Genomic DNA, 23,748 nt, shown 5'->3' on the forward strand with positions numbered 1-23,748 from the left:
TACGAAGCAGCAATTTTCAGTTACTATAGAGGGTGTAGTGTGTTTATTTTTGAGTAGTGTGTTATGGCCAAAACCGTCAGTAAAGCAAATCAGTCGCAAGGGATGTTGATGTTTACCCTCAACTCACAGCAACAGCTGTTTGCTATTGGAACGTTAAAAGTAAGGGAAATTGTCCCCTATTTACCGATGACGCAAATCCCGTATTCTCATCATCATGTGGTGGGAACGGTGACGATACGTAATCTAACGGTACCAGTGATTGATATGGCCGCAGCCATTGGATTTAGACCGATTACTCCTCAAGAATATAAACAGTGTTATTTGATTGTCACCGACTGCCTGCGCACTGTGGTTGCCTTTATGGTACGCGGCATTGAAAAGATCATCGAATGTAATTGGCGATCGATTGAATCAGCACCAGTGACAGCGGGCAATAATGTCTTTGTTACCGGGATCACTCGCTATCAAGATCGTATTGTTCAACTACTGGATGTCGAACTGCTGCTCTCAAAAATCTACCCACAATACGAATCCACCAAAGTGCCGATGCTGACCGATATTGAACGTGAGCGGCTTAAACCACTGAATATTTTACTGGTTGATGACTCATCAATTGCCCGTAAACAACTGGCCGATGCGTTAGATAGAATCAACATTCCTTATCAGATTTGTAAAAATGGGTTGGAGGCTATTGAACTAATGCGCCGCCTAGCTGATGAGCATAATGCGATTGACCTTTTAGTCAGTGATATTGAAATGCCCGGGCTTGATGGCTATGAGCTGGCTTTTGAGGTACAAAACGATTCTCGCTTAAGTCACGCTTATTGTATTTTGCACACCTCATTGTCGAGTGAAATTTGTGTCGATCGCGCTCATCAAGTTGGTGCACACGAGGCATTAGAAAAATTTAACGCCACTGAACTTATTGAAGCGATGCTCAGAGGAGCGAAAAAACTTGAATCGCAACGCTCGTCATCACTCTCAATGTAATCCACGATAACAGCAAGATCGGCGGATTTTTGCAGCAAAATGAGCAAAAATCCGCTACGCTTAGCCCATAGAATTGATTAGCGCTTAGTGCCGGTAAACCCATGCCTGATGAAGTTTTTAAAAAATCCACTGCCAACCTTAAAAAAGCGGTTCCTCTGATGATGAAGCATCATGTTGCCGCCACACCTGCTAACTACGCGCTTTGGTATACTTATGTCGATCATGCTATCCCGCAGTTAAATCAAGAAATGGATTCCGTTTTAGCGCATTTTGGCTTATGTCCGCCCAGTTCTGGCGACCTGTTATACAAAAATTTCATCGCTTCTAAAGCAGAAACGACCGTCAGTGAACTGCGCGCGAATATGGAAATTTTAGCCAGTGAAGTCGCCAGCTCAATGTCTGATACCATGACGGATACACGAGCTTTTGAAGCCATTATCGATAAAAGCTTTTGCGATTTAGAACGGGTAGAGAAAGAAGATCTTTCTTTAGAGGAAGTCATGGGCGTTATTCGACAGCTAGTCAGTGAGTCACGTGACATTCGCCATTCGACCCGCTTTTTAAACAATCAGCTCAAAACCGCTTGCGATGAAATCTCTAAGCTGAGAAGTCAATTGGCAGAAGTACAGAAAGACGCGCTCTTTGATCCACTCTGTGGGTTATATAATCGACGCGCTTTTAATAACGATCTACTGGCCATGCTTCATGCTCAACAAGCGCTAAGCATTATTTTGTTAGATATCGACCATTTCAAAAGTTATAACGATGATTTCGGTCACCTGTTTGGTGATTCGGTATTAAGAGCGATTGCCAAACGTATTCAAGGTAATTGCCGCGAAGCGATGACGGCCTACCGTTTTGGTGGTGAAGAATTTGTTATTCTGCTGCCTAACATGACTTTACGTAGTGCTCGTCAATTCGCGGAGTCGGTACGTCGATCAATTGAAAAGCTTTCAGTTCGCGATCGCCGCTCAGGTCAACAAATTGGTAATATTACTGCCTCTTTTGGCGTCGCCGAATATCAAAGTTTGGAAGCCGCTGATACCTTAGTTGATCGGGCCGATAAAATGCTCTATCAGGCCAAAAATCTTGGTCGTAACCGAGTAATGCCACTCTAAAATCACCATCGAGAGTGCATGAAAGCAGGCCATTGATTAATACCCATTCAATCCACTTTCAAGGTAGATGGTCAGCGACTCAAAATAAGCCGCCCAGCCAAATAATTGATTTTAATGGAAAATTTATAAGTGGAAAGCGTAACTAAGACAGTAGTCTTCACCACTTTTTGCCGTATATTCTTTATCTTCGCTGCAGGCTTGCGCTTTACCGTGCACATTCCCTTTGATCAAGCTTATCCAATGACGAATCGCAGTATTAACCATTTGATTATTGATTTGCTGGCTAAACGTGGTGCAGGTTTCTAACTGGATATCTTCTATCTCAACCAATTCCACACAGCCAGTACCGCGTAAGCAACCTAATAACAGTTCAACATGGCTTCCATCCCCTTCTCGAAAGAGAATTGAACAAGGCTGATCTTTACTGCCGGTAAAGGCGACAAACTGTTTCGGATATTGTAAACCGCTGTGGCGACCATCTTTAAAATACGCCAGTACATGGTGGTAATCGATCACATAACTGGTGACTTCTTGATGTGAACCACTTTCTAGCGGAAATAAACGATCCATTAATTGCTTAGCTTTGGCTTGTCTTTCTCGTTGTTGATTTGCGCTGGTTGTCTCCACGGCGAAGACAGCTTCAGCGATAAACGGATGTTGAGTTGATTGAATGTTAGTCTTATCGAATGTCAGCATATTCATTGTCGTTCCCTCGTGGATAACTATTTATTGTGTCCTAGAGCCATTACTTCAAACTGATGTTTAATTTTCATTCAATTCTGTGACTGGCTTAGTTTGTAGACTAGCGGATTTTTTACTACAATTTCACAACAAAAATTTTACAATGTGAATTTTACAAAATGGCCATATCAAAAAGCTTAGTCAGACAGTCACATTTTTTAGGCACCAAGGTAAGAAACTTGCGTAAACGCAACCACTTAACCATGGAAGATTTATCAGCGCGCTGTATACGGGTTAATCCTGAATACGCTCCTTCCGTCTCTTATCTCTCTATGATTGAACGAGGCAAGCGAGTTCCCAGTGTAGAAATGCTCGAAGTGATTGCTGAAGTCTTTCAAAAAGATCCGCGTTGGTTTTTAGACGACGAACCCGAACAGGCCGACATTACACCTAATAAGGGCAATCGAGGTGGGATCAGTGGGATGGCACTTGAACCTAGCTTTCTATTTTCGAATGATATTTTACAGATTGCGATTCCCGAAATGCTCTCACAAACCGGGATCACCGGCCGCCAGTTTGCTCATCTGCTGATCCGGGCCCATCAAGAAAGTTTACAAAATCACTTCCCCGATCTAGAACGTGCGGCAGAGGAGGTTGGACTAAAACGTCTTAATTTGGCCGTAGAAGATTTAATCGATATCGCTAAAAGCCTAGGATTGACCATACGTTGGGTGACACGTACACCGCATGATGTGGTGGATGAATTGGGGATCAGCGCCAAACAGTTAGTCACGTCTTTTTTTGAACCACCGGGAAACATTTATCTTAATGAGATTTTAAAACAGTATCCGACACGCCTGAAATACGACTTAGCGGTGTACATTGGCCATAATGTTTTACACAGTAAAGAGGGATTAAAAAGTGTGCTTTCGGTTGGGCATACTCATGGCTGGGAAGCGCAGAGCGATCTTCAGCAAACCTCAGAGCTTAACTCACAAGATATTTTGCAAGCATGGCGTGATTTTGAATCGAGCTTTTTTGCTGGCGCTCTATTATGCCCCAAAGTTCCCTTTCGCCAACTGTTGGATCGTAATGGCTATGAAATCTCCGTACATCAAAAAGCCGGAGTATCCCCTTCGGTTGCCATGCGCCGGATGACCGTCGTCTCTCCCTACCCTCACTGGCACTATTTTGATGCCTATGGCGAAGGCAAACTTAAAGCGGTGTATCGTGGTAATGGCATTCCTCTACCTTGGGGAAATATGCGTAAAGTTGATGACCCTTGCCAACACTGGGCGGTGTTTCGTCGTTTATCTGAGCCTTTACCCGGTAGCTCAGCACAAATTTCCATTTTAAATGTCGGTGATGAACCGCGTATTTACTGTTGTGAATCAATGAATATGTCTGATGCTGCAGGGAATAACCGTGTGCTATGTGCTGGCATTGATCTTAATCCCGCCATTAATGCTCAAGGTGGTGATGCCCGCTCGATTGCCGAAGAACTCAAAGCCTCTTGTGTTCAACAAGGAGGTTCAACCATCATCCCGAGACACATTAAAAAAGATTTGCTAACCATTGCAAAAATTCTCAATATTAATTGGATTGAGCGTGGGATTGATAATCAAGCAAGATTGATTTGTTCACGTGGTGCGGTGTGCCCGAGAGTACCCAGTTGTTACGATAAATGCGCCAATCAAACCGAGCAGCGTTGATCGTTGACAAGAAAAACAACGTAAAAAAAAGCCAACCGCAAAAAGGTGCGATTGGCTATATTTTGTGTGAACAAAGAGGTTCACTAACAACGTCAGTTGGCTAGGTGACCCTCGGCTTAAAAGGGTCATATATTATAAAGCACATAGCGTGCCAACTTTTTCAAACCACTTAATCAAGTAATTTAAGGCGAATATGGCGAAAAAGCGTCCGTTTCATTACAACCGATCTCATAGTGATTTTGCATTTTGCAAATTCAGTGCAAAATGCAATGATCCGGTAACCCTCTACTTCTCGGTTTCTCTCAACCTTGAAACATCCAACCTATCAAAAAATGAATAACTGAGAATAATGATGCCAACTCCAGTTTCTATTCCTGAATCTACACCAACGCCATCATGGCTAACGATCAATGATGGACAATTACTGTGGATCCCAGATTTTTTATCCATGGAACAAGCCGATAACGCTTATCAACGCCTGTCGCTTGAACTCAACTGGCAACAACAAGCGATCATGATGTTTGGTAAACCAATCATGCAGCCTCGCCTGCACGCTTGGTACGGTGAAAAAGCTTATCGCTATTCAGGCTTAAGTTTAGCGCCACAACCGTGGGCACCAGCCTTACTCCCTCTTAAAGCACAATGTGAACGAGTTGCAAATCAGCCATTTAATTCGGTTCTGGCGAATCTCTATCGCCATGGTCAAGATTCGATGGGTTGGCACCAAGATAATGAAACGGAATTAGGTCACCAACCCGTCATCGCTTCACTATCATTAGGCGCAACTCGGCGCTTTGCGCTGCGCCATATTCAAAGTAAAGAAAAATTAATCTTTGAGCTCAGCCATGGCTCATTATTAGTGATGGCTGGAGATACACAGCACTATTGGCAGCACACCATTCCTAAAACTCGTCAATCCTGCCAACCAAGAATCAATCTCACATTTAGACAGATCATTGGTTGATCTGAGTCTCTATGAACGCCAACCTCGTTCTTACGTTCGGAAAAGTACCGAAAGAGACTATTGATATTCAAAAATTTTGAATGACACCCTCAACTCTCTGTGCTCCTTTTTGAGCCAGCAATCAGTAAGCTATGATCATCCTCTAATGATGGAGCACGATCATGAACACCTTACGAGTCATCGAACAGCTAATTCCCGCCCGAGCGACCTCGGATGGAGACGGAGTGAAAATTCGTCGTGTCGCTGGTTTTAACCATGGCAGATTCTCCCCTTTCCTAATGGTAGATGAATTGAAATCGGATCATAGTGCCGATTACATTGGAGGGTTCCCTCCTCATCCTCATCGAGGCATTGAAACCTTAACCTATATGTTGCAAGGGCACTTTCAACATCGCGATCAAATGGGTAATGTCGGCGAATTACGCAGTGGCGGTGCCCAATGGATGGCCGCGGGCCGAGGGGTTATTCATAGCGAAATGCCAATCATGGAACAAGGTCAATTGCATGGTTTCCAAATTTGGATTAATCAACCAGCGAAAAACAAAATGGCACCGGCTCAATATCATGATTTTCAACCTGAAACGATAACTGAATATTCAGAAGATGCACTGGGTACGCTAAGACTCATCGCTGGAAAGCTCGCTATCAACGGGCAAACGTTGCAAGGTCCGCTAACTCAAACTGGCGTCGCCACTATCGTTGCCGACTGGCGTACTCAATCATCCAGTGATATCGCTTTAGACATCCCTGAGCACTACAACGTGTTGCTTTATGCGTATCAAGGCGCGGTAAATGTAGTTGGCAAGAGCTTAAAACAGGGCGAACTCGCGGTACTTTCTCGCAACGCTGCACTTCAATTATCGGCCAACGAGGCCAGCGGTGTATTGATTTTAGCGGGGGAACCGATTAACGAACCGGTGGTTCATTACGGTCCTTTTGTGATGAATAGTCACCAAGAGATTGAACAAGCGATTGCTGATTATAATGCAGGATTATTTTCCACCTACTAATTGCCTGATAACTCTATACCCAAACGACTTAGAGTTATGGTCAGCCCTCATCAACAAACTCGATGACGAAACAAAGACAGCTGCCGCTGTACGTAGAAAGGAAGAGTAAGTTTACTGTCCATTCGACCATAAGGTCGGTTATTAAACAAAAATAAAACCACTGCCGGATATTTTTGTTTTTGCCACACCCATTAATGAGTGTGGCTTTTTTTGGCTTGCTGGAAACGTCAGCGTCTATTATGACCTAAAAATTATGACCTAAAAACGCACGGCTATAAAAATTCACACAAATAAGCAGTGGCTTGCGACACTTGTAAATCAAACGATGAATGACCATCAACGTCAAAACACTCTCCACTATGAAACGTTAACCAGTGTTGATCGCTCGTGCGTTTAATGGTTAATGACCCTTTGATAACGGTCATTTTTTCCGGAGCATCCGTCGCAAAGGTATACTCTCCAGGAGCCATCACACCGACGGTCATTGACTCTCCATGCTGCTGAAAACCTAAAGATTTCACATTGCCATCAAAGTAGCTATTTTCCTTAATCATGGTATTCCTTTTCTGAGATAAAATAGTTTGAGTGGCGTTTTCCACTCATCACTTAACAGATACTCAAGATATCATTAGCTTAGCTTTAATGACAATATGCTATACTGAGCTTACCTAAAGGCTTTACGTAATAAATCCTAAATACTTTGAGAGAATGATGTGGTTATTAGAAAAAAACCTAGCCGAAAATACCGCCCTGATAGTCAATCGTTTCTATTTAAAGTCCTCTTCTGGCTAATATTAAGTCTATTATCTGTCGGATTTGCGCTATTAATTATCGTTAGTTATCGCGATTACATTAATCCGAAGAACGTGCACGGTTCTTGGATTGAAATCGGTGCACCAAGCCATTTAACTGAAGTTCTCACCTTTAATGAACAAGGTGTATTTCGTGATCATCGTTTAATTGCCACGCAATTTGAATTTGATGGCAAAACGATCGCCATCCGAACTGGCACTGGCGAAACGATTTATCAACTTTCGGGAACCACTGACTCACCGCAGATGCGACGAGTTGAACCTCCGCTGCCTCACCAACGTTTTATACGTGCAGGCTATGAGCACACCATTTCTACTGAACCTGGACCTAGCCGTCGTTCAGCCGTCTCAGAGCATTTCAGGGAACGATAATGGCTCCCGAAGGAGCCATTAAGAAGGTTAAGCGTGACGACCAGCCTATGATTATTTGCGTAGTGCGTTTAATTTAGCCTGAGCCAAACCAAAAATCGTATCCACGGGATAGCTGCCATCTTCTGTTGCAACACCAGCGGGTTTTCCAGTAAAGAGCTCAATCGCTTCTGTCACATGGTCAATCACCCAAATATGGAATTCACCCTTTTCTACCGCTTTGAGAATATCCGCCCGTAGCATCAAATGATGCTGATTAGAACGAGGAATAATCACACCTTGTTGAGAATGACGGCCTTTAATATTACACACATCGAAGAAGCCTTCGATTTTCTCATTAACACCACCAATCGGCTGCGCTTCACCAAACTGATTCATTGAACCAGTAATCGCAATATCTTGCCGATTGGGTTGCTTGGAAAATGCTGACACAATAGCGCAAAACTCAGCCATGCTGGCACTATCGCCATCCACCCCACCGTACGATTGTTCAAAAGTAATGGTGGTGGTTAACGGTACTCGCGCCGTTCGGCCAAACACCGAATTTAAATAAGCAGAAAGTATCATTACTCCTTTTGAGTGGATACTGCCCCCTAAATCCACGCTGCGTTCAATATCAATAATATCGCCATCACCAAACGATGTGGTCGCCGTAATTCGGTTTGGTGCACCAAAGGCATGATCGCTGGTGGCTAACACCGATAAGGCATTGATCTGCCCCACCGCAGAGCCTTCGGTCTGCAGTAATGTGGTGCCATTAAGGAAGGTTTCCATTACGCCTTCTTGAAGACGATTGACTCGCATTTGTTGGTTGCACAGCGCTTCTTCAACATGATTTTGGCGAATCATATTAGAATTGGCTTGGCGAGCGACGTAATTAGACTCACGCAATAAATTGGCAATATGCGCGGAATGCAAAGAGAGCTTGTTTTGATCGCTGGTCATTCGCGAACTGTGTTCAATAATTCGCGCAATCGCTTTGCGATCACAATGCAACATATTGTTATCATGGACAATGCTTGAAATGAAACGGGCATAATGCAGCTCACTTTCTGGCGTACGCTTCATCTCGTCTTCAAAATCAGCGGTGACTCGAAACAGCTCGCTGAACTCCGGATCGTAATGCGTTAATAATTCATAAGTACGATAATCACCAAATAAGATGATTTTGACATCTAGTGGTATCGGTTCAGGATCGAGCGATACCGTTCCGGTTAAAGTCACTTCTTTTTCTAGCGAGGTGAAGCTGAGCTGACGTGAACGCAGAGCACGTTTTAAGCCATCCCATACATAGGGCTGCTCTAATACTTTAACTGCATCCATTAGCAGCACGCCGCCGTTGGCTTTATGTAAACTACCAGCGCGGATCAGTGAAAAATCGGTAAATACCGTTCCTTTATAGGTGGCGGTTTCAATATAACCAAACAAGGAGTGATAGTTAGGGTTTTCTTCGACCACCACGGGAAATTCTTGCGACGCGCGACAAACCAGCACATTCACTTTATAACGACGTGGTAACTTTTTATCCAACGCCGCGGTAGCGAGCTCCCCTTGCTCTCCCGTTTCATCCAAAAAGATCTCAACATTTTCGACGATATCTTTTTGTAATTCGGTTAAGTAGCTTTTGATTTCAGGGTACTTAGAATAATCGATTTTAAGCTGTTTAATAAAATGACTGATCACATCGAGCGTCACATCATCATTGAGCTTTTTAATTTTTTCGCTGTACGCTTCCTCCCACTCAGTGAGCTGGCGGACCATATTGCGTAGGCTGACTTCTAACTCATCAATCGTCTGCGCAAAATGCTCTTGCTCTTTTTTACTCAGCGCATCAAACGTTTCTTCGGTATGCATTTCTTCGCCATTCATGGCGACAAACTGATATTCACCTTGGTTAGTGATACTTAAACTAATATCACGCTCTTTGGCACGTAAGGTAATGGCTGCTAATTCTTGTTCCTGCTTTTGGGCGAGTTGGTTTTTTAAGCGGTCCGCTCGGCTAAAGTAGAGTTCATTATCAAACGCTAACGGAATCGCATTGACCAATTTGGTCATCAACTTTTCAATATCTTGACGAAATTTTTGGCCAACACCAGACGGAAGCTTAAGCACTCGTGGTGTACGAATATCATCAAAATTAGCCACATAACACCAATCAAATAGCGCATTATTTTCTGGCTGATGACGATTTAAGTAACGTAAGATCATGGTTCGTTTACCCAATCCATTACGTCCAATGGCATAAATGTTATAGCCCTTTTCTTTTATCGACATCGCAAATTCAACCGCTTTTTGCGCGCGCTCTTGACCAACAATCTCATCAATGGGAGCTAACTCTTTGGTCGATTTACATGGCAAATTATCTAGTGTTGCAACGTGATAGAGCTGCTCAACACTCAAATTTTGAATCGCCATACCCCCTCCTTATTTTTTTATGATTGTTATATTTAAATTAATTTTCTTTATTTGTAGCTTAAGTGTAGAAGAAAAGCACAATCTTTTTAGTGACTTACTACTAATTCACGCTTAAATGGGCAAATAATCATCAGTGCCAATGATAAAGACGCAAATGATAACCAGTTGCATTTGATGGCAAGTTGTCTTTAAATAGGGTCCCACAACCTCACCAACACCGGAGTCACGATGGATCTTAATCAGTGCTGGAGCTACTACCAAAAAGCTGAGAAATTGGTCAATCAAGGGCATTGGCCTGAAGCTCATTATCTGTTTGAGCAAGTATTAGCCTACCTCCCACAACATTTGCATTACGCGGCACAAAGTACTCAAACCAAACCTTGTCAGTTGGTGTGTTTAATCAGTGGACTGCGAGACTGCGCAGTCTACCAATCTGAAATTCTTAATACGATGGGACAGCAGCAAGGCGCTTATCAAGTACTCAACCAAAGTTATGCGTTACTGCAATTTTTATCCATCGAAAACAGTCCATTGGTCAGATCCGTCGCCAGTGTCTTAGACAGCAACAGCCACGACTTACTCGAACACATTAATGCTTTTTGCCATGCGCAAAGAGCAGCATCGTGGCAGTTAGAGTATGCCAATATTGAAAAAGTCCATCGCTACTTTACTCAACTGAAACATCAGCAAGGGCAGTCGACGAGCGCGACACGACTCAACTAAACACCAACCGTCGGGTCTAACGATTAACGGAATAAACACTTTCAGCTTAAAAATAGGGGCGATTAAAAATAGTCAGCAATCGCTAAATAACGCTGGCGGATATGTTCAATCAATAAACGAACTTTATTGGGTGGTTGACGTGTAAACGGGTATACCGCGTAAATCCCCAATTTTTTGCCGACCTGATCTGGAAATAGGTCGATTAATGTCCCTTCTCTAAAATCATGGTACACCAAACAGCGCGGCACATAAGCAATACCGTGGCCACCTAATGCTGCTTTACGTAATGCTGTCGCATTATCGGTAGAAAAGCTGCCCGAAACTTTCACTATCCGGTTACCTGTCGGGCTTTTAAACTCCCAATCACTGGCTCCGGTGGTTTGATAGGCGTATTGTAAACAATTATGAGCCACAAGCTGCTCAGGCATGATCAGCTGACCATGGCGGGCAAGGTATGCGGGCGATGCACAGACAACCCATTGCGAATCCAATATATGCCGCGCGATCAAACTCGAGTCATCCAAATAACCCGTACGGATCACTAAGTCAAAACCACCTTCAACTAAATCAACAAACCGATTATCCAGCGACATATCTACCGTTAATCCAGGATAACGATTACAAAATTCCGCGACCGCATCAGCGAGCAATAAGTCTCCAGAGATGGTCGGCACCGACATTTTAATGTGACCGCTGACATTTTCACCAAAGCCTGACAGGGCATCCATCGCTTCTTGCGTGGCTTGCTTCACATTTCTTGCACTGATCAACAAGGCTTTCCCCGCTTCGGTTAAGGTTAATTTGCGGGTGGTACGATAGAGTAACTGTACCGCCAGCTCTTCTTCTAAACGGGCGATTCTTTTGCTAACTACTGAATTGGTAAGATTATTTTGTTCCGCAGCCTTACTAAAGCTCCCGAGCTCAATGACTTGAGAAAACAGAATTAAATCATCTGCGCGCATTCTATTATACCATTTTAAGAACTAATTATTTTCATTATTTCCCTATATCCTCAAAAAATAAAGGAGTAAATTCACCTACAATTAACAAGACCATCACAACTATAAAAATTAAACAACCCGAGCTTACATTGCTTAACTCGTACCCTACTGCACGTGTTAAGTCATCATTATTAATGAAGAGTTCAAAGGACGAGGAAGTCTTTCATGAGTGACACCCTACTGGCGCTGATTGCGTTTTCACCCATTGTTGTCGCAGCCGTGCTATTGGTCGGATTAAATTGGCCAGCCAAAAAAGCCATGCCGGTCGCATTTGCCTTAACGGTTGCTATCGCTTTGATTTTTTGGGATATGTCGATAACTCGCGTATTCGCTTCAACCTTGCAAGGGCTCGGCATCACCGTTTCCGTGTTATGGATCGTGTTTGGCGCAATATTGCTACTCAATACTCTCAAGCACACCGGCGCCATTACTACGATTCGTAACGGTTTTATCGATATATCCCCCGACCGTCGCGTACAAGCGATCATCATTGCTTGGTGTTTTGGCTCCTTCATCGAAGGCGCTTCTGGTTTTGGGACTCCGGCAGCGATTGCCGCCCCTTTGTTGGTTGCGATTGGCTTTCCTGCCTTAGCCGCGGTGTTAATGGGAATGATGATTCAATCAACGCCAGTCTCATTCGGAGCGGTGGGTACGCCGATCATTGTTGGCGTTAACCGTGGACTAGATACCCATAACATTAGCGAAACCTTAGTGGCTAATGGTTCAAGTTGGGACGCTTACTTACAGCAAATCACCGCCGGTGTTGCACTCACTCATGCGGTTGTTGGTATTTTAATGCCAGTGCTGATGGCGATGATGCTGACGCGATTTTTCGGTAAAAACCGCAGTTGGACCGAAGGGTTAGATATCTTACCTTTTGCGCTGTTTGCCGGTTTGGCCTTTACGCTACCTTACGCGCTAACGGGGGTCTTTTTAGGCGCTGAATTCCCTTCACTGATCGGTGGATTAGTCAGTTTAGCCGTTGTCGTCACCGCCGCGAAAAAGGGTTTTTTAGTACCGAAAAGCACTTGGGAATTTCCGGCTGAAAAAGAATGGCCTAGCGAATGGCTGGGATCATTAAAAATGAATCTTGATGAGATGAAAGCCAAGCCTATGGGACTGGCCTTAGCGTGGGCACCCTATGTGTTACTGGCGGTCATTCTGGTTGCTAGCCGGGTCAGCAGTGAATTCAAAGCCATGCTGCTGAGCGTTCAACTGAGCTTTAATAACATCCTTGGCGAGACCGGAGTCAGCACATCGATTGATCCGCTTTATCTGCCCGGTGGCATCTTAGTCTTTGTCGCCTTATTAGCGGTGCTTTTACAATCTCGCAGTGTGACGCCATTACTAAAAGCCGTCGGTGAATCGAGTAAAACCTTAGTCGGGGCTGGTTTTGTGTTGGTCTTTACTATTCCTATGGTACGAATTTTTATTAATTCTGGCGTTAACGGCGCTGATCTGGCCAGCATGCCTGTGACTACCGCCAATTTTGCTGCCGGGTTAGTTGGGCAAGCCTTTCCTGCGCTTAGCGCCACCGTTGGTGCTTTAGGCGCTTTTATTGCCGGCTCAAACACGGTTTCAAACATGATGTTTAGCCAGTTTCAATTTGAAGTGGCGCAGACACTGAATATCTCTACCGTGGTCGTCGTCGCACTGCAAGCCGTAGGCGCCGCTGCCGGTAATATGGTCGCGATTCATAACGTGGTCGCAGCTTCAGCCACGGTCGGTTTACTGGGGCGTGAGGGAGCGACTTTACGCAAAACTATCATCCCGACGGCGTATTATCTGATTGCCACCGCCGTTATCGGCATGGTGGTTGTTTATGGGTTTAATGTTAGTGATGTGTTGATGCTCGCTGAACGCTGATGGCCGACCGATTCTGCTGTTAATATTTACCGCGGTAGCCAACACACAACGCTCGCTGCCGCGCCTTACTTATTAGGTTATCCATGATCCCGTTGTTATAAGGATACAAACCATGATCATCTCCGCCTCGACTGATTTTCGCGCTGCCGCCCAAGCTAAACTGCCGCCTTTTCTTTTCCATTATATTGATGGCGGATCGTATCGCGAAGACACACTACGTCGAAATACTACCGATTTAGCCGATATCGCCCTACGCCAACGGGTGCTCAATGATATGTCTGAATTAAGCCTTGAGACTGAGCTTTTTGGCGAATCGCTGGCCATGCCTATCGCCTTAGCTCCGGTAGGGTTAACCGGCATGTACGCTCGTCGTGGTGAAGTGCAAGCTGCGCATGCTGCCGCCAATAAAGGGATTCCCTTTACCCTATCGACGGTGTCGGTCTGTCCGATTGAAGAAGTCACAGCCAACTTGACTCGTCCAATGTGGTTTCAGCTTTATGTATTAAAAGATCGCGGCTTTATGAAAAACGTCTTAGAGCGCGCCAAGGCGGCAGGCGTGACGACTTTAGTGTTTACGGTCGATATGCCCGTTCCCGGTGCGCGCTATCGTGATATGCATTCTGGAATGAGCGGTCCCAATGCGGCAAGCCGACGCATTCTGCAAGCGATGACGCACCCTCGCTGGGCATGGGATGTGGGCTTATTGGGTAAACCGCACGATCTGGGCAACATTTCGACCTATCGCGGAACCCCTACTAAACTCGAAGATTATATTGGCTGGTTGGGTAACAATTTCGACCCTTCAATCAGTTGGCAAGATCTCGAATGGATCCGTGACTTCTGGGATGGCCCGATGGTGATCAAAGGCATTTTAGACGTCGAAGATGCCAAAGATGCGGTACGCTTTGGCGCTGATGGCATTGTGGTCTCTAACCACGGTGGACGTCAGTTAGATGGCGTACTGTCCACCGCGCAGGCATTACCTAAGATTGCTGATGCAGTAAAAGGCGATTTAAAAATTCTGGTCGATTCTGGCATCCGTAGCGGATTGGATGTGGTCAGAATGCTTGCCTTAGGGGCAGATTGCACTTTACTGGGCCGCGCTTTTATTTACGCATTAGCGGCGCAAGGTCAAGCCGGTGTTGAACATTTACTGGATTTATTTGACAAAGAGATGCGCGTTGCAATGACCTTAACCGGTGCTAAACGGGTGCAAGATCTCTCCCGTGATTCTTTGGTGAACCGTTAGTCCGTGGTGAAAACAGGAGTTCAACATGAGTGAGTTACCCTCACACTATCAGCAACTGATCACTCAACTGGCAACCCGCGTTGCTAGTGAGCGCATCATTACTCAGCCAGCGCAGCGTTTAGCGTATGGTACTGACGCCAGTTTTTATCGCTTAGTGCCTAAAATCGTCTTACGTTTACAGTCTCTTGATGAAGTGATATTTACTATTCAAAGCTGCGCTGAGCTGGGCATTCATTTTACTTTTCGCGCCGCTGGCACCAGCTTATCTGGTCAGGCGGTGTCTGATTCTGTCTTAATCACCTTAACCGATGATTGGCGTGAGCATCAAATTCTTGATGACGGCCATAAAATTCGCCTACAACCGGGGGTTATCGGCGCGGACGCGAATAAATACCTTGCCCCTTACCAACGTAAAATTGGTCCTGATCCTGCCTCAATCAATACTTGTAAAATTGGCGGCATCGCCGCTAATAATGCGAGTGGCATGTGTTGCGGTACCGCGCACAACTCTTATCGTACCGTTGATAGCATGAAAATCGTTTTTGCTGACGGCGTCGTGCTTGATACCCGAGATGAGCAAAGTATTGCTGACTTCAAACGCCGCAAAGCAGACTTGCTCGCGGGCATTGAAACGTTAGCCGCGCACACTCGCGCCAATACTCCGCTCACTGAACAAATTCGTCACAAATATCGCTTAAAAAATACCACCGGTTATGCCCTTAATGCGCTCATTGACTATCACGATCCGATCGAGATCATCGAGCATCTTCTCATCGGCTCGGAAGGCACACTCGGCTTTATCGCTGATATTACCTATAACACCGTAGTTGAACATCGCTACAAAGCGTCAGCGCTCTTGGTTTTTGCCACTATTGAACAGGCCTGCCAAGCGGTGACCACCTTGTCCAGTACGCCAGTTGCTGCGGTGGAACTCATGGATGGTCGTGCGCTCCGTTCTGTCGCCGATAAACCTGGCATGCCAGACTTTATTGCCGAACTCGACATCGAGGCCTGCGCTTTATTGGTGGAATCACACGCCAGTCAACAAGTCGAACTCGATAGTCAGTGCCAAACGATTATCGACAGCCTCAGCGATTATCAGATCATTCAATCGGTGCCGTTTACTAGCCATAGCCAGACTGTTGCTACCCTATGGGGTATTCGTAAAGGTATGTTTCCAGCAGTCGGCGCAGTCCGTGAAGTCGGCACAACAGTGATCATCGAAGATGTGGCCTTTCCGGTTGAAAAACTCGCCGCTGGCGTTCGTGAACTGCAAACGCTATTCGATGAGTACGGTTATCACGAAGCGATCATCTTTGGTCACGCCTTAGAAGGCAACTTGCACTTTGTCTTCACTCAAGGCTTTGAACAGCAAGCTGAAATAGACCGCTATGGCGCATTTATGGATGCGGTAGCGGAATTGGTGGCGGTCAAATATCAAGGTTCGTTAAAAGCGGAACATGGTACGGGGCGTAACATGGCTCCTTATGTCGAGCTAGAATGGGGCAAAGAAGGCTACGCCCTGATGCAACGCATCAAAAGTCTGTTTGATCCGCAAGGGCTGCTCAATCCTGGGGTCATCATCAACACCGATCCTCATGCGCACCTCAAAAATCTTAAACCCATGCCAGCTGCAGACCCACTGGTCGATCGCTGCATTGAATGTGGGTTCTGTGAGCCAGTGTGTCCATCACGGACGCTGACTTTATCTCCTCGCCAGCGGATCGTGCTGTATCGCGAATTACAACGTCGCAGCCGAGCCGGAGAAGAGGTTGCCGCAAGCGAGCTGGCGGATGTTTTCCAGTATCAAGGTATCGATACTTGCGCCGCCACGGGCCTATGTGCCGAGCGCTGCCCAGTGGGCATCAACACGGGCGATTTAATTAAACAACTGCGCCAAGCAAAATACGCCAAATTTACCCCGATTGCGCGCTGGACAGCCGATCATTTCGCCACCACCACCGCACTGGTGACAACAGGGCTTAAAGTCAATCAACTGGCAACAAGCCTCTGCGGAGAAGCGCGAGTCAGTCAGCTCAGTCAAAGCTTACGCAAAATCAGCAAAGGCAAAACGCCCTTGTGGACAGCGGAACTGCCTCGCGCCAATCGCTATCCACTGGAAAAACACGCGGCGAATTTACCGAGACGCGATAAAAAAGTCGTTTATCTGCCCTCTTGCGCCAGCCGGACGATGGCGCAAGGCAACGACGCTCTCGATCCACGGCCACTAACGGAAGTGACTTTATCCCTGCTCAACAAAGCCGGCTTTGAGGTTATTATCCCAAACAATGTCTCTTCTCAATGCTGTGGTATGCCTTATGACAGTAAGGGGATGTTTGATATTGCCACCCAAAAAGCGCAGCAATTAGAACAAGCATTGTGGCAAGCCAGTGAACAGGGCCGCTATCCAGTACTCATCGATACCAGCCCATGTGCAAAACGCAGTATGGATCACTTTACCCAGCCAATGCAGATTTTTGAACCAGCAGGCTTTATCAACCAGTATGTTTTAGAGCATTTAAGCATTACTCCAAAACAAGAAACGGTCATGCTACACATCACCTGTAGCTCACGTAAAATGGCGCTTGAGAATACCATGTTAGCGGTCGCGCAAGCTTGCGTATCAGACGTGATTGTTCCTGAGCATATTCAATGCTGCGGTTTTGCTGGCGATAAGGGTTTTACCACGCCAGAGCTCAACCAAGCTGCCGTTCACTCGCTAAAACAACAAGTACCCGCAACTTGCCAACGTGGTTTTAGTAATAGTCGGACTTGTGAAATCGGCTTATCCCATCACAGCGGGATCCCTTATCAATCCATTTTGTATTTATTGGATGAAGTATCGAGGCCAAATAGTTAAGTTGATTGAATAAAATAGGCGCTGATTCAGCGCCTATTTTTTATCGACCAGAAACGAAATCCCTTACAGATTACGACGCGCTTCCACCGCTTGCGCAAGCTGACGCAATACTTTTTCAGTATCATCCCAACCGATACATGCATCAGTAATTGACTGCCCATACGTCGGTGCTTGACCATCGACTAAGTCCTGACGACCAGCCACTAGATGAGATTCAATCATCACACCAAAGATGGTGTGCTCACCAGCACGTAGCTGCGCACAAACGTCATCTGCCACCACCATTTGTCGCTGATACTGCTTAGAGCTATTGGCGTGACTAAAGTCAATCATCACTTTCTGTTTTAAACCGGAGACTTCTAGCTCTTGTTTAATCGACGCAACATGTTCAGCGCTATAATTAGGCTCTTTGCCGCCACGTAGAATAATATGACAATCAGAATTACCCGCCGTTTCTACAATCGCCGAATGACCAAATTTAGTCACCGATAAAAAGTGGTGCGAAGCACTGGCAGAACGAATCGCATCAGTAGCAATTTTAATATTGCCATCGGTGCCATTTTTAAATCCCACTGGGCATGAAAGTCCCGAAGACAACTCGCGATGCACTTGAGACTCGGTTGTACGAGCGCCAATCGCTCCCCAGCTGATCAAATCCGCGACATATTGCGGCGTGATCATATCCAAGAACTCACTGGCGGTTGGCATTCCCATATCGGTTAAATCAAGTAACAGTTTACGACCAATGCGTAGACCATCATTAATTTCATAAGAGTCATCGAGATACGGGTCGTTAATCAATCCTTTCCAGCCCACTGTAGTACGCGGTTTTTCAAAATATACCCGCATCACCACCTCAAGATGACCACTCAATTCATCACGCAAGGCTTTCAAGCGCTGGCCATATTCAATCGCCGCTTTAGGATCATGAATGGAACAAGGGCCAATCACTACCAACAAACGATCATCTTGGTCATGTAAAATGTTATGAATCGCTTCACGGGCTTGAAATGTGGTTGAAGAAGCAGCTTCACTGGCAGGAAATTTCTCTAATACGGCTACTGGAGGCAGCAATTGTTTGATACGTTTTATATTGACATCATCGGTTTGATACATCGCTTACTTCTTCCTATTACTGATTACTGCAGGTGTTCCCATCACTGCTCGGTTATGCTCTGTAAGTAACTTAACCACTTCACCAAGCAATCGCAAGCACTATTTTTAGTAATTTTCAACCATCACCCACTCAATACAAAAACAACAATGTGTAATTTAAAATTTACACCATTAAACATGTTCATCTTCAAGTGACTTGAATATACTTTTTAAATCGACTCCAATGATGGCTGGCCTTTTTGCTTGACGCTGCTGAGTTGACTGAACATCCGTTGCTATAGCAAGAAGATAAAGCGTTTAGCGATTGCGCGCCCATTAATGAGAATAAATATTACTTACAATGTCTCCACTGACACTATCTATCAAAGGTGACCACGATGAACAATAACGTCACGCTCTGGTTAGCAAGAGATCCAGACCTCCGTACCCGAAAAGAATTACAAACTTTAATTGATAACCAACAACAGGATGAAATTGAAGATCGCTTTAAATCCCGCTTAGAATTTGGCACCGCTGGCCTACGCGGTAAAGTCGGCTGCGGCCCTAACCGCATGAATCGCTTAGTGATACAAGAAACCGCTGTCGGACTGGGTCATTATCTGATCCAACAAGTCGACAATGCCAAACAACGAGGCGTGGTGATTGGCTATGATGGCCGCCCAGATTCACAGCAATTTGCTCAAGATACCGCCTCAGTACTGACCGCTTTAGGCATTAAGGTGTATCTTACCTATAAAGTAGCGCCTACTCCGGTAGTGGCGTTTGGGGTCAAACATTTACAAGCCGCCGCCGCAGTGGTCGTTACGGCTAGCCACAATCCGCCAGAATATAATGGCTTTAAAGTCTACTGGGAAAATGGCGCGCAGATCATTGCTCCCCATGACTCTGGCATTGCCAATCAAATTGATTTAGCCGCAACACAAAGCATTCCAACTCTAGGATTGGATAAAGCCCAGCAACAAGGGTTATTGGTTTGGCTGCAAGATGATTATTACCAAACCTATCGACAAACCATTAACGCCAGTCCATTGCTACAGCATCACACCGATCCGTCTAGCGTGACCATCGCTTATACCGCCATGCACGGCGTCGGTGCCGAAATGGCAGAAACCCTGCTCGCTGATGCTGGATTTAATAAGGTAATGAGCGTCAAAGAGCAGCGCGAGCCCGACGGCAGCTTCCCTACCGTTAACTTCCCTAACCCTGAAGAAGCCGGTGCGATGGATAGAGTCATCGCCTTGGCGGAATCGGTGAATGCCGAGCTCGCCTGCGCTAATGACCCCGATGCCGACCGTTTCGCGGTTGCCGTGGCCAAACCTACAGGCGGTTATCAAATGCTGACGGGCGATCAGGTCGGTGCATTGCTGGGGGATTATCTGCTCCGGCATACCGCACACCAAGCACCACTGGTCGGAAATACCATCGTCTCTTCTAGCCTGCTCAGTAAAATTGCCGCCGCTCATGGCGCGGTTTATTACCAAACACTAACCGGTTTTAAATGGTTAACCAATGTGGCAATGGCCAAACAATCAGAGCAACATCCGTTCCTATTTGCTTACGAAGAAGCCTTAGGCTACACCGTCGGTAATAGCGTTTGGGATAAAGATGGCTTATCCGCTATGGTCGCCTTTGCCCAACTCGCGGCAGAGCTGTACAGCCAAGGTAAAACCATTTGGGATCAACTAGAAGCGTTATATCGTCAACACGGCTTGTACGTAACAGCACAACGCAGTATTGCTTTAGCACCAGACACGCCACCCATTGGCGATCGTCTGCGTGCGACGCCTCCGCATACGATTGCTGGTAAGCCTGTCGTCAGTTACGATGATTTAAAACTCGCCGTTCGTCATCATCAAGATGGCACAACAGAACCACTCACTTGGCCAAGTAGTGATGTACTGATTTATCATTTACAAGACGGAGCGCGAGTGATTGTTCGCCCATCAGGAACCGAGCCGAAACTGAAATGCTACTATGAAGTGGTTGGAACATTTGCCGCAGACGAGAGTTTTGCTGAGGCTGAGCTACGTGCTGAAGAACAAATGGCACTGCTGATCAGCGAACATCAAAACAGCCTAGTATAAATAAATTCAACCCTCGCTTTATAACGATAAAGCGAGGGTTGATAACAAGAGATAACGCTGCAATGGCTTTAAATAGACAGAAAGTTAAGCAATAGGTCACTCAGCATCCATAAGGCGAGCAAGAAAAAGATCCCGCCCATCAGCTTATGCTGATATAAACGAAACTTGGCATTCTCGAGCAAGACATGCCCGCCCCAACCGACTAAACCCACCAACAGTAAATTAAACAGTAACCCACAGATATTGAGTAAAATCCCCAGCACCAGCATCTGTTCACCAGAGCTTGCTGGCACATTGCTCGACACAAACTGGGGTAAAAACATCACAAAAAATACTAACGCTTTGGGATTTAACAAGTTACTCACCAAGGCGCGTTGGTAAAACGTGCTGCTCAAGGTGACTTCTGTTGATAAACTTGGCGCAATACTGGCGCTAGTGCGCAGGCAATCAACGCCCATTTTCAACAAATAACCAGCGCCTAATACTTGCAAGATAGTGAGCGCGACTGGACTCATTGCCACCATCGCCGAGACACCAAGGGCAGCGAGTAAAGTTAAAATAACGCCCGAAGTCGCATTACCTAAGCTAGCAAACACCCCGACTTTACGCCCATAGCTCAAGCTAGAACTGGCAATTAACAGCATATCGGGGCCGGGAATTAACAGCAACGCAATCACCGCGGTGAGATACAGCGGTAAAATAGTCAAATCAATCATTATCATCGCTCAATAGCAGCACAAAGTCGCAGATTCTATCTTAAACCCAGTGAGATTGCTATTGAGGTAGCTATTCAGCCAACCATTCCACTTCGATCAAGGTTTGCTCGGCAGATTTTAAACGGCCAAGAAAAACATCGCCGCGATGCACTTCACCAACCCCTTGTGGCGTTCCCGTCATCACCACATCGTTATCCAGCAAAGTAGTATAAGATTGAAGATCGCTTAAAATCTGTGCAGGAGAGAAAATCATCTGCGCAACGCCGCCACATTGTACTCGTACACAGTTAATGTATAGCTCTAACTGTAAAGTGGCGACATCTATCCCTATTAGATCAATAAAACGGCTAAAGACAGCCGAGCCATCGAACGCTTTCGCCCGCTCCCAAGGTAGCTGCTTTTGCTTAAGCTGAGATTGTAAAGCACGCTTGGTTAAATCAAGCCCAAGCCCGACACCCGCATATTCACCATTGCGGATAAGAAAACAAATCTCCGCTTCGTAATGCAAGGTTTCTTGATGATAGGCATGTAATTGTTTTGCAATACTGCTGTTGGGCTTATTAAACACCACCATTTGCTCTGGTAACGAATTATTGAGCTCTTTGATGTGTTCGACATAGTTACGCCCGACACACAGTATTTTTGATGGGTAAACCAATTGTTGTTCATAACGTACCGCGTTCATCGCTCGTCCTTGAATAATGAGTGAGCACAAAGTGTAACCTATCTTAAAAAATCGCCAAGCCTTCGTCGAAAGATAACCATCAAAAACACGCTATAAATAGATTCACTTCCCACCTGCAGTGAACGTAAATGAAAACATCGTCGAGTCTTTTTTCTTCAATAAAAACAAAATCTAATCGTCACATTTGAGCAATCAAATCGTCATCTAAACATTCTACCTTACTCTCAAACCAACCATAGAGCATGAAGCTCAATTTACTAAATAGGGTAATAATAATGAAACAAGCAGCAGTGACAACCGCCATTCTCGCCGCATTGGTCTCTGGATCATCTTTAGCCGCAACCGTTTATAGTGCTGATGGCACGGAGTTGAGAATTGGTGGTCGCGTTGAATTTCGTGGCGACTTTATCGGCGATAAAGGCGCAGAAATTGATGGGACGATGAAAGATAGTACGCGTGCTCGTCTGAATGTAAGAGGCTCAACTCAAGTTGCCGATGACCTAAGAGGATTTGCTTTTTACGAAGCGGAACAAAATACCGGAACCTCAGAGTTTAAAAATCGCTACATGTATGTCGGTTTTGCAACCAATATCGGTGATCTTTCATTCGGTAAGCAAAACATGGCTGCTGTACAAATTTCTGACCTCACCGATACCACTGAGTTTTCAGGGATCCAACAGTACATCAGCTCAGCCTCTGATAAAACAGACAGTGTGATTGCGTACCGTGGTCAATTTGACGCACTTAATCTGCAAGCAACCTATGCCGCCAGTAGTAAAGATAATGCCGATTTATATGGTATTTCTGGATTGTATTCTTTACCTATCGGGCTAGATCTTGGTGCTGCCTACTCAGCCGGTGACAATGGCGTCGGTAAAGGCAAGCAAAATCAATGGTTACTCGGCGTGGGCTATAAACTTGATGCATTATCGCTAGGGGCGACTTACTCTTTTGGTGATAATGATGATAAAGCCAATAGTGAATTTAATGCTCTAGAGCTTGCCGCCGCTTATAAGCTAAACAAACAGATGACGTTGAAAGGCGTTTACGGCAAAAGTGAAGATAAAGTCTCCGGAAACAAAACAGATAGCGCAGACTTCTTCGAACTTGCCGCTTACTATCAATTCAATTCTGCCTTACGTAGCTACATCTCTTATAAACTGAACAACCTTGATGATGTTGTCGTCAATGGCGTTGAGACTCAGAGTGAAGATACTCTACGTTTTGGATTACGTTACGATTTTTAATGTTTCATAAACTCCATTGCATACTGTCCTTTTTGGCCAAGCTCCGCTTGGCCCTTTTCATTGCTATTACTGCCGTATCCGCAAAGATGACCTCATTTTGTCAAAAGTTATCTCTCAACGGCTCCAACCC

The 23,748-nt window shown here is 45.4% G+C and carries 19 protein-coding genes; 12 read left to right on the forward strand and 7 right to left on the reverse strand.

What is annotated here, in order from left to right:
• Positions 1 to 63: 63 nt before the first annotated feature.
• Both FKQ60_RS04710 and FKQ60_RS04715 read left to right on the forward strand, forming a co-directional pair.
• The gene (locus FKQ60_RS04710; RefSeq protein ID WP_040905299.1) at positions 64 to 990 is read left to right on the forward strand and encodes a chemotaxis protein; all 927 of its coding nucleotides are present in this window, start codon (positions 64 to 66) and stop codon (positions 988 to 990) included.
• A gap of 101 nt (positions 991 to 1,091) precedes the next feature.
• Positions 1,092 to 2,108 carry a GGDEF domain-containing protein gene (locus FKQ60_RS04715; RefSeq protein WP_004397006.1) on the forward strand — a complete coding sequence of 339 codons (1,017 nt, stop codon included), beginning with the start codon at positions 1,092 to 1,094 and terminating at the stop codon, positions 2,106 to 2,108.
• 123 nt (positions 2,109 to 2,231) lie between these two features.
• Here FKQ60_RS04715 and FKQ60_RS04720 read toward each other — a convergent pair whose 3' ends face one another.
• Entirely contained in the window at positions 2,232 to 2,810 is a 579-nt protein-coding gene (locus FKQ60_RS04720; RefSeq protein WP_170906096.1) for a hypothetical protein, read from the reverse strand.
• 158 nt (positions 2,811 to 2,968) lie between these two features.
• Between FKQ60_RS04720 and FKQ60_RS04725 the strand changes: the two genes are divergently transcribed.
• The 3 genes from FKQ60_RS04725 (at position 2,969) to FKQ60_RS04735 (ending at position 6,475) form a co-directional block, all read left to right on the forward strand.
• Positions 2,969 to 4,501 carry a DUF3612 domain-containing protein gene (locus FKQ60_RS04725; protein WP_004397004.1) on the forward strand — a complete coding sequence of 511 codons (1,533 nt, stop codon included), beginning with the start codon at positions 2,969 to 2,971 and terminating at the stop codon, positions 4,499 to 4,501.
• Between the two features lie 352 nt (positions 4,502 to 4,853).
• Positions 4,854 to 5,465: an alpha-ketoglutarate-dependent dioxygenase AlkB gene (locus FKQ60_RS04730; protein ID WP_158137416.1), complete on the forward strand. Its 612-nt coding sequence runs from the start codon at positions 4,854 to 4,856 to the stop codon at positions 5,463 to 5,465.
• A 161-nt stretch (positions 5,466 to 5,626) separates the two neighbouring features.
• Entirely contained in the window at positions 5,627 to 6,475 is an 849-nt protein-coding gene (locus FKQ60_RS04735; protein WP_170906097.1) for a pirin family protein, read from the forward strand.
• 272 nt (positions 6,476 to 6,747) lie between these two features.
• Here the strand turns inward: FKQ60_RS04735 and FKQ60_RS04740 are convergent, their stop codons facing one another.
• The gene (locus FKQ60_RS04740; RefSeq protein WP_004397000.1) at positions 6,748 to 7,029 is read right to left on the reverse strand and encodes a pyrimidine/purine nucleoside phosphorylase; all 282 of its coding nucleotides are present in this window, start codon (positions 7,027 to 7,029) and stop codon (positions 6,748 to 6,750) included.
• 165 nt (positions 7,030 to 7,194) lie between these two features.
• Here FKQ60_RS04740 and FKQ60_RS04745 point away from each other — a divergent pair, with 165 nt between their 5' ends.
• A complete protein-coding gene (locus FKQ60_RS04745) occupies positions 7,195 to 7,659 on the forward strand; it encodes a DUF2850 domain-containing protein (RefSeq protein ID WP_154171232.1) in 465 nt (154 codons plus the stop codon).
• Positions 7,660 to 7,710: 51 nt separating this feature from the next.
• Here FKQ60_RS04745 and FKQ60_RS04750 read toward each other — a convergent pair whose 3' ends face one another.
• Positions 7,711 to 10,071: an ATP-binding protein gene (locus FKQ60_RS04750; RefSeq protein ID WP_004396999.1), complete on the reverse strand. Its 2,361-nt coding sequence runs from the start codon at positions 10,069 to 10,071 to the stop codon at positions 7,711 to 7,713.
• A 228-nt stretch (positions 10,072 to 10,299) separates the two neighbouring features.
• Here FKQ60_RS04750 and FKQ60_RS04755 point away from each other — a divergent pair, with 228 nt between their 5' ends.
• The gene (locus FKQ60_RS04755; RefSeq protein ID WP_040905296.1) at positions 10,300 to 10,794 is read left to right on the forward strand and encodes a hypothetical protein; all 495 of its coding nucleotides are present in this window, start codon (positions 10,300 to 10,302) and stop codon (positions 10,792 to 10,794) included.
• Positions 10,795 to 10,856: 62 nt separating this feature from the next.
• Here the strand turns inward: FKQ60_RS04755 and FKQ60_RS04760 are convergent, their stop codons facing one another.
• Positions 10,857 to 11,756 carry a LysR family transcriptional regulator gene (locus tag FKQ60_RS04760; RefSeq protein ID WP_004396998.1) on the reverse strand — a complete coding sequence of 300 codons (900 nt, stop codon included), beginning with the start codon at positions 11,754 to 11,756 and terminating at the stop codon, positions 10,857 to 10,859.
• Positions 11,757 to 11,960: 204 nt separating this feature from the next.
• Here FKQ60_RS04760 and FKQ60_RS04765 point away from each other — a divergent pair, with 204 nt between their 5' ends.
• The 3 genes from FKQ60_RS04765 (at position 11,961) to FKQ60_RS04775 (ending at position 17,770) form a co-directional block, all read left to right on the forward strand.
• A complete protein-coding gene (locus tag FKQ60_RS04765) occupies positions 11,961 to 13,661 on the forward strand; it encodes an L-lactate permease (protein WP_170906098.1) in 1,701 nt (566 codons plus the stop codon).
• Positions 13,662 to 13,773: 112 nt separating this feature from the next.
• Positions 13,774 to 14,910: an FMN-dependent L-lactate dehydrogenase LldD gene (gene lldD / locus FKQ60_RS04770; RefSeq protein WP_170906099.1), complete on the forward strand. Its 1,137-nt coding sequence runs from the start codon at positions 13,774 to 13,776 to the stop codon at positions 14,908 to 14,910.
• A gap of 25 nt (positions 14,911 to 14,935) precedes the next feature.
• The gene (locus FKQ60_RS04775) at positions 14,936 to 17,770 is read left to right on the forward strand and encodes an FAD-binding and (Fe-S)-binding domain-containing protein (RefSeq protein ID WP_161439352.1); all 2,835 of its coding nucleotides are present in this window, start codon (positions 14,936 to 14,938) and stop codon (positions 17,768 to 17,770) included.
• 63 nt (positions 17,771 to 17,833) lie between these two features.
• Here FKQ60_RS04775 and aroG read toward each other — a convergent pair whose 3' ends face one another.
• Complete coding sequence (gene aroG, locus FKQ60_RS04780; protein WP_170906100.1) at positions 17,834 to 18,886, reverse strand: 3-deoxy-7-phosphoheptulonate synthase AroG; 1,053 nt, start codon at positions 18,884 to 18,886, stop codon at positions 17,834 to 17,836.
• Between the two features lie 377 nt (positions 18,887 to 19,263).
• Here aroG and FKQ60_RS04785 point away from each other — a divergent pair, with 377 nt between their 5' ends.
• The gene (locus FKQ60_RS04785) at positions 19,264 to 20,970 is read left to right on the forward strand and encodes a phospho-sugar mutase (protein WP_170906101.1); all 1,707 of its coding nucleotides are present in this window, start codon (positions 19,264 to 19,266) and stop codon (positions 20,968 to 20,970) included.
• 68 nt (positions 20,971 to 21,038) lie between these two features.
• Here FKQ60_RS04785 and FKQ60_RS04790 read toward each other — a convergent pair whose 3' ends face one another.
• Entirely contained in the window at positions 21,039 to 21,686 is a 648-nt protein-coding gene (locus tag FKQ60_RS04790) for a LysE family translocator (protein ID WP_004396992.1), read from the reverse strand.
• Positions 21,687 to 21,756: 70 nt separating this feature from the next.
• Entirely contained in the window at positions 21,757 to 22,371 is a 615-nt protein-coding gene (locus tag FKQ60_RS04795) for a fumarylacetoacetate hydrolase family protein (protein ID WP_170906102.1), read from the reverse strand.
• Between the two features lie 275 nt (positions 22,372 to 22,646).
• Between FKQ60_RS04795 and FKQ60_RS04800 the strand changes: the two genes are divergently transcribed.
• Positions 22,647 to 23,618, forward strand: coding sequence for a porin (locus FKQ60_RS04800; RefSeq protein WP_170906103.1), 972 nt, complete (start codon positions 22,647 to 22,649; stop codon positions 23,616 to 23,618).
• Positions 23,619 to 23,748: the final 130 nt, after the last annotated feature.

Origin of the sequence: Vibrio sp. A11, from assembly GCF_013048705.1 — a bacterium.
In the GTDB taxonomy this organism is placed as follows: Bacteria; Pseudomonadota; Gammaproteobacteria; order Enterobacterales; family Vibrionaceae; genus Vibrio; species Vibrio metschnikovii.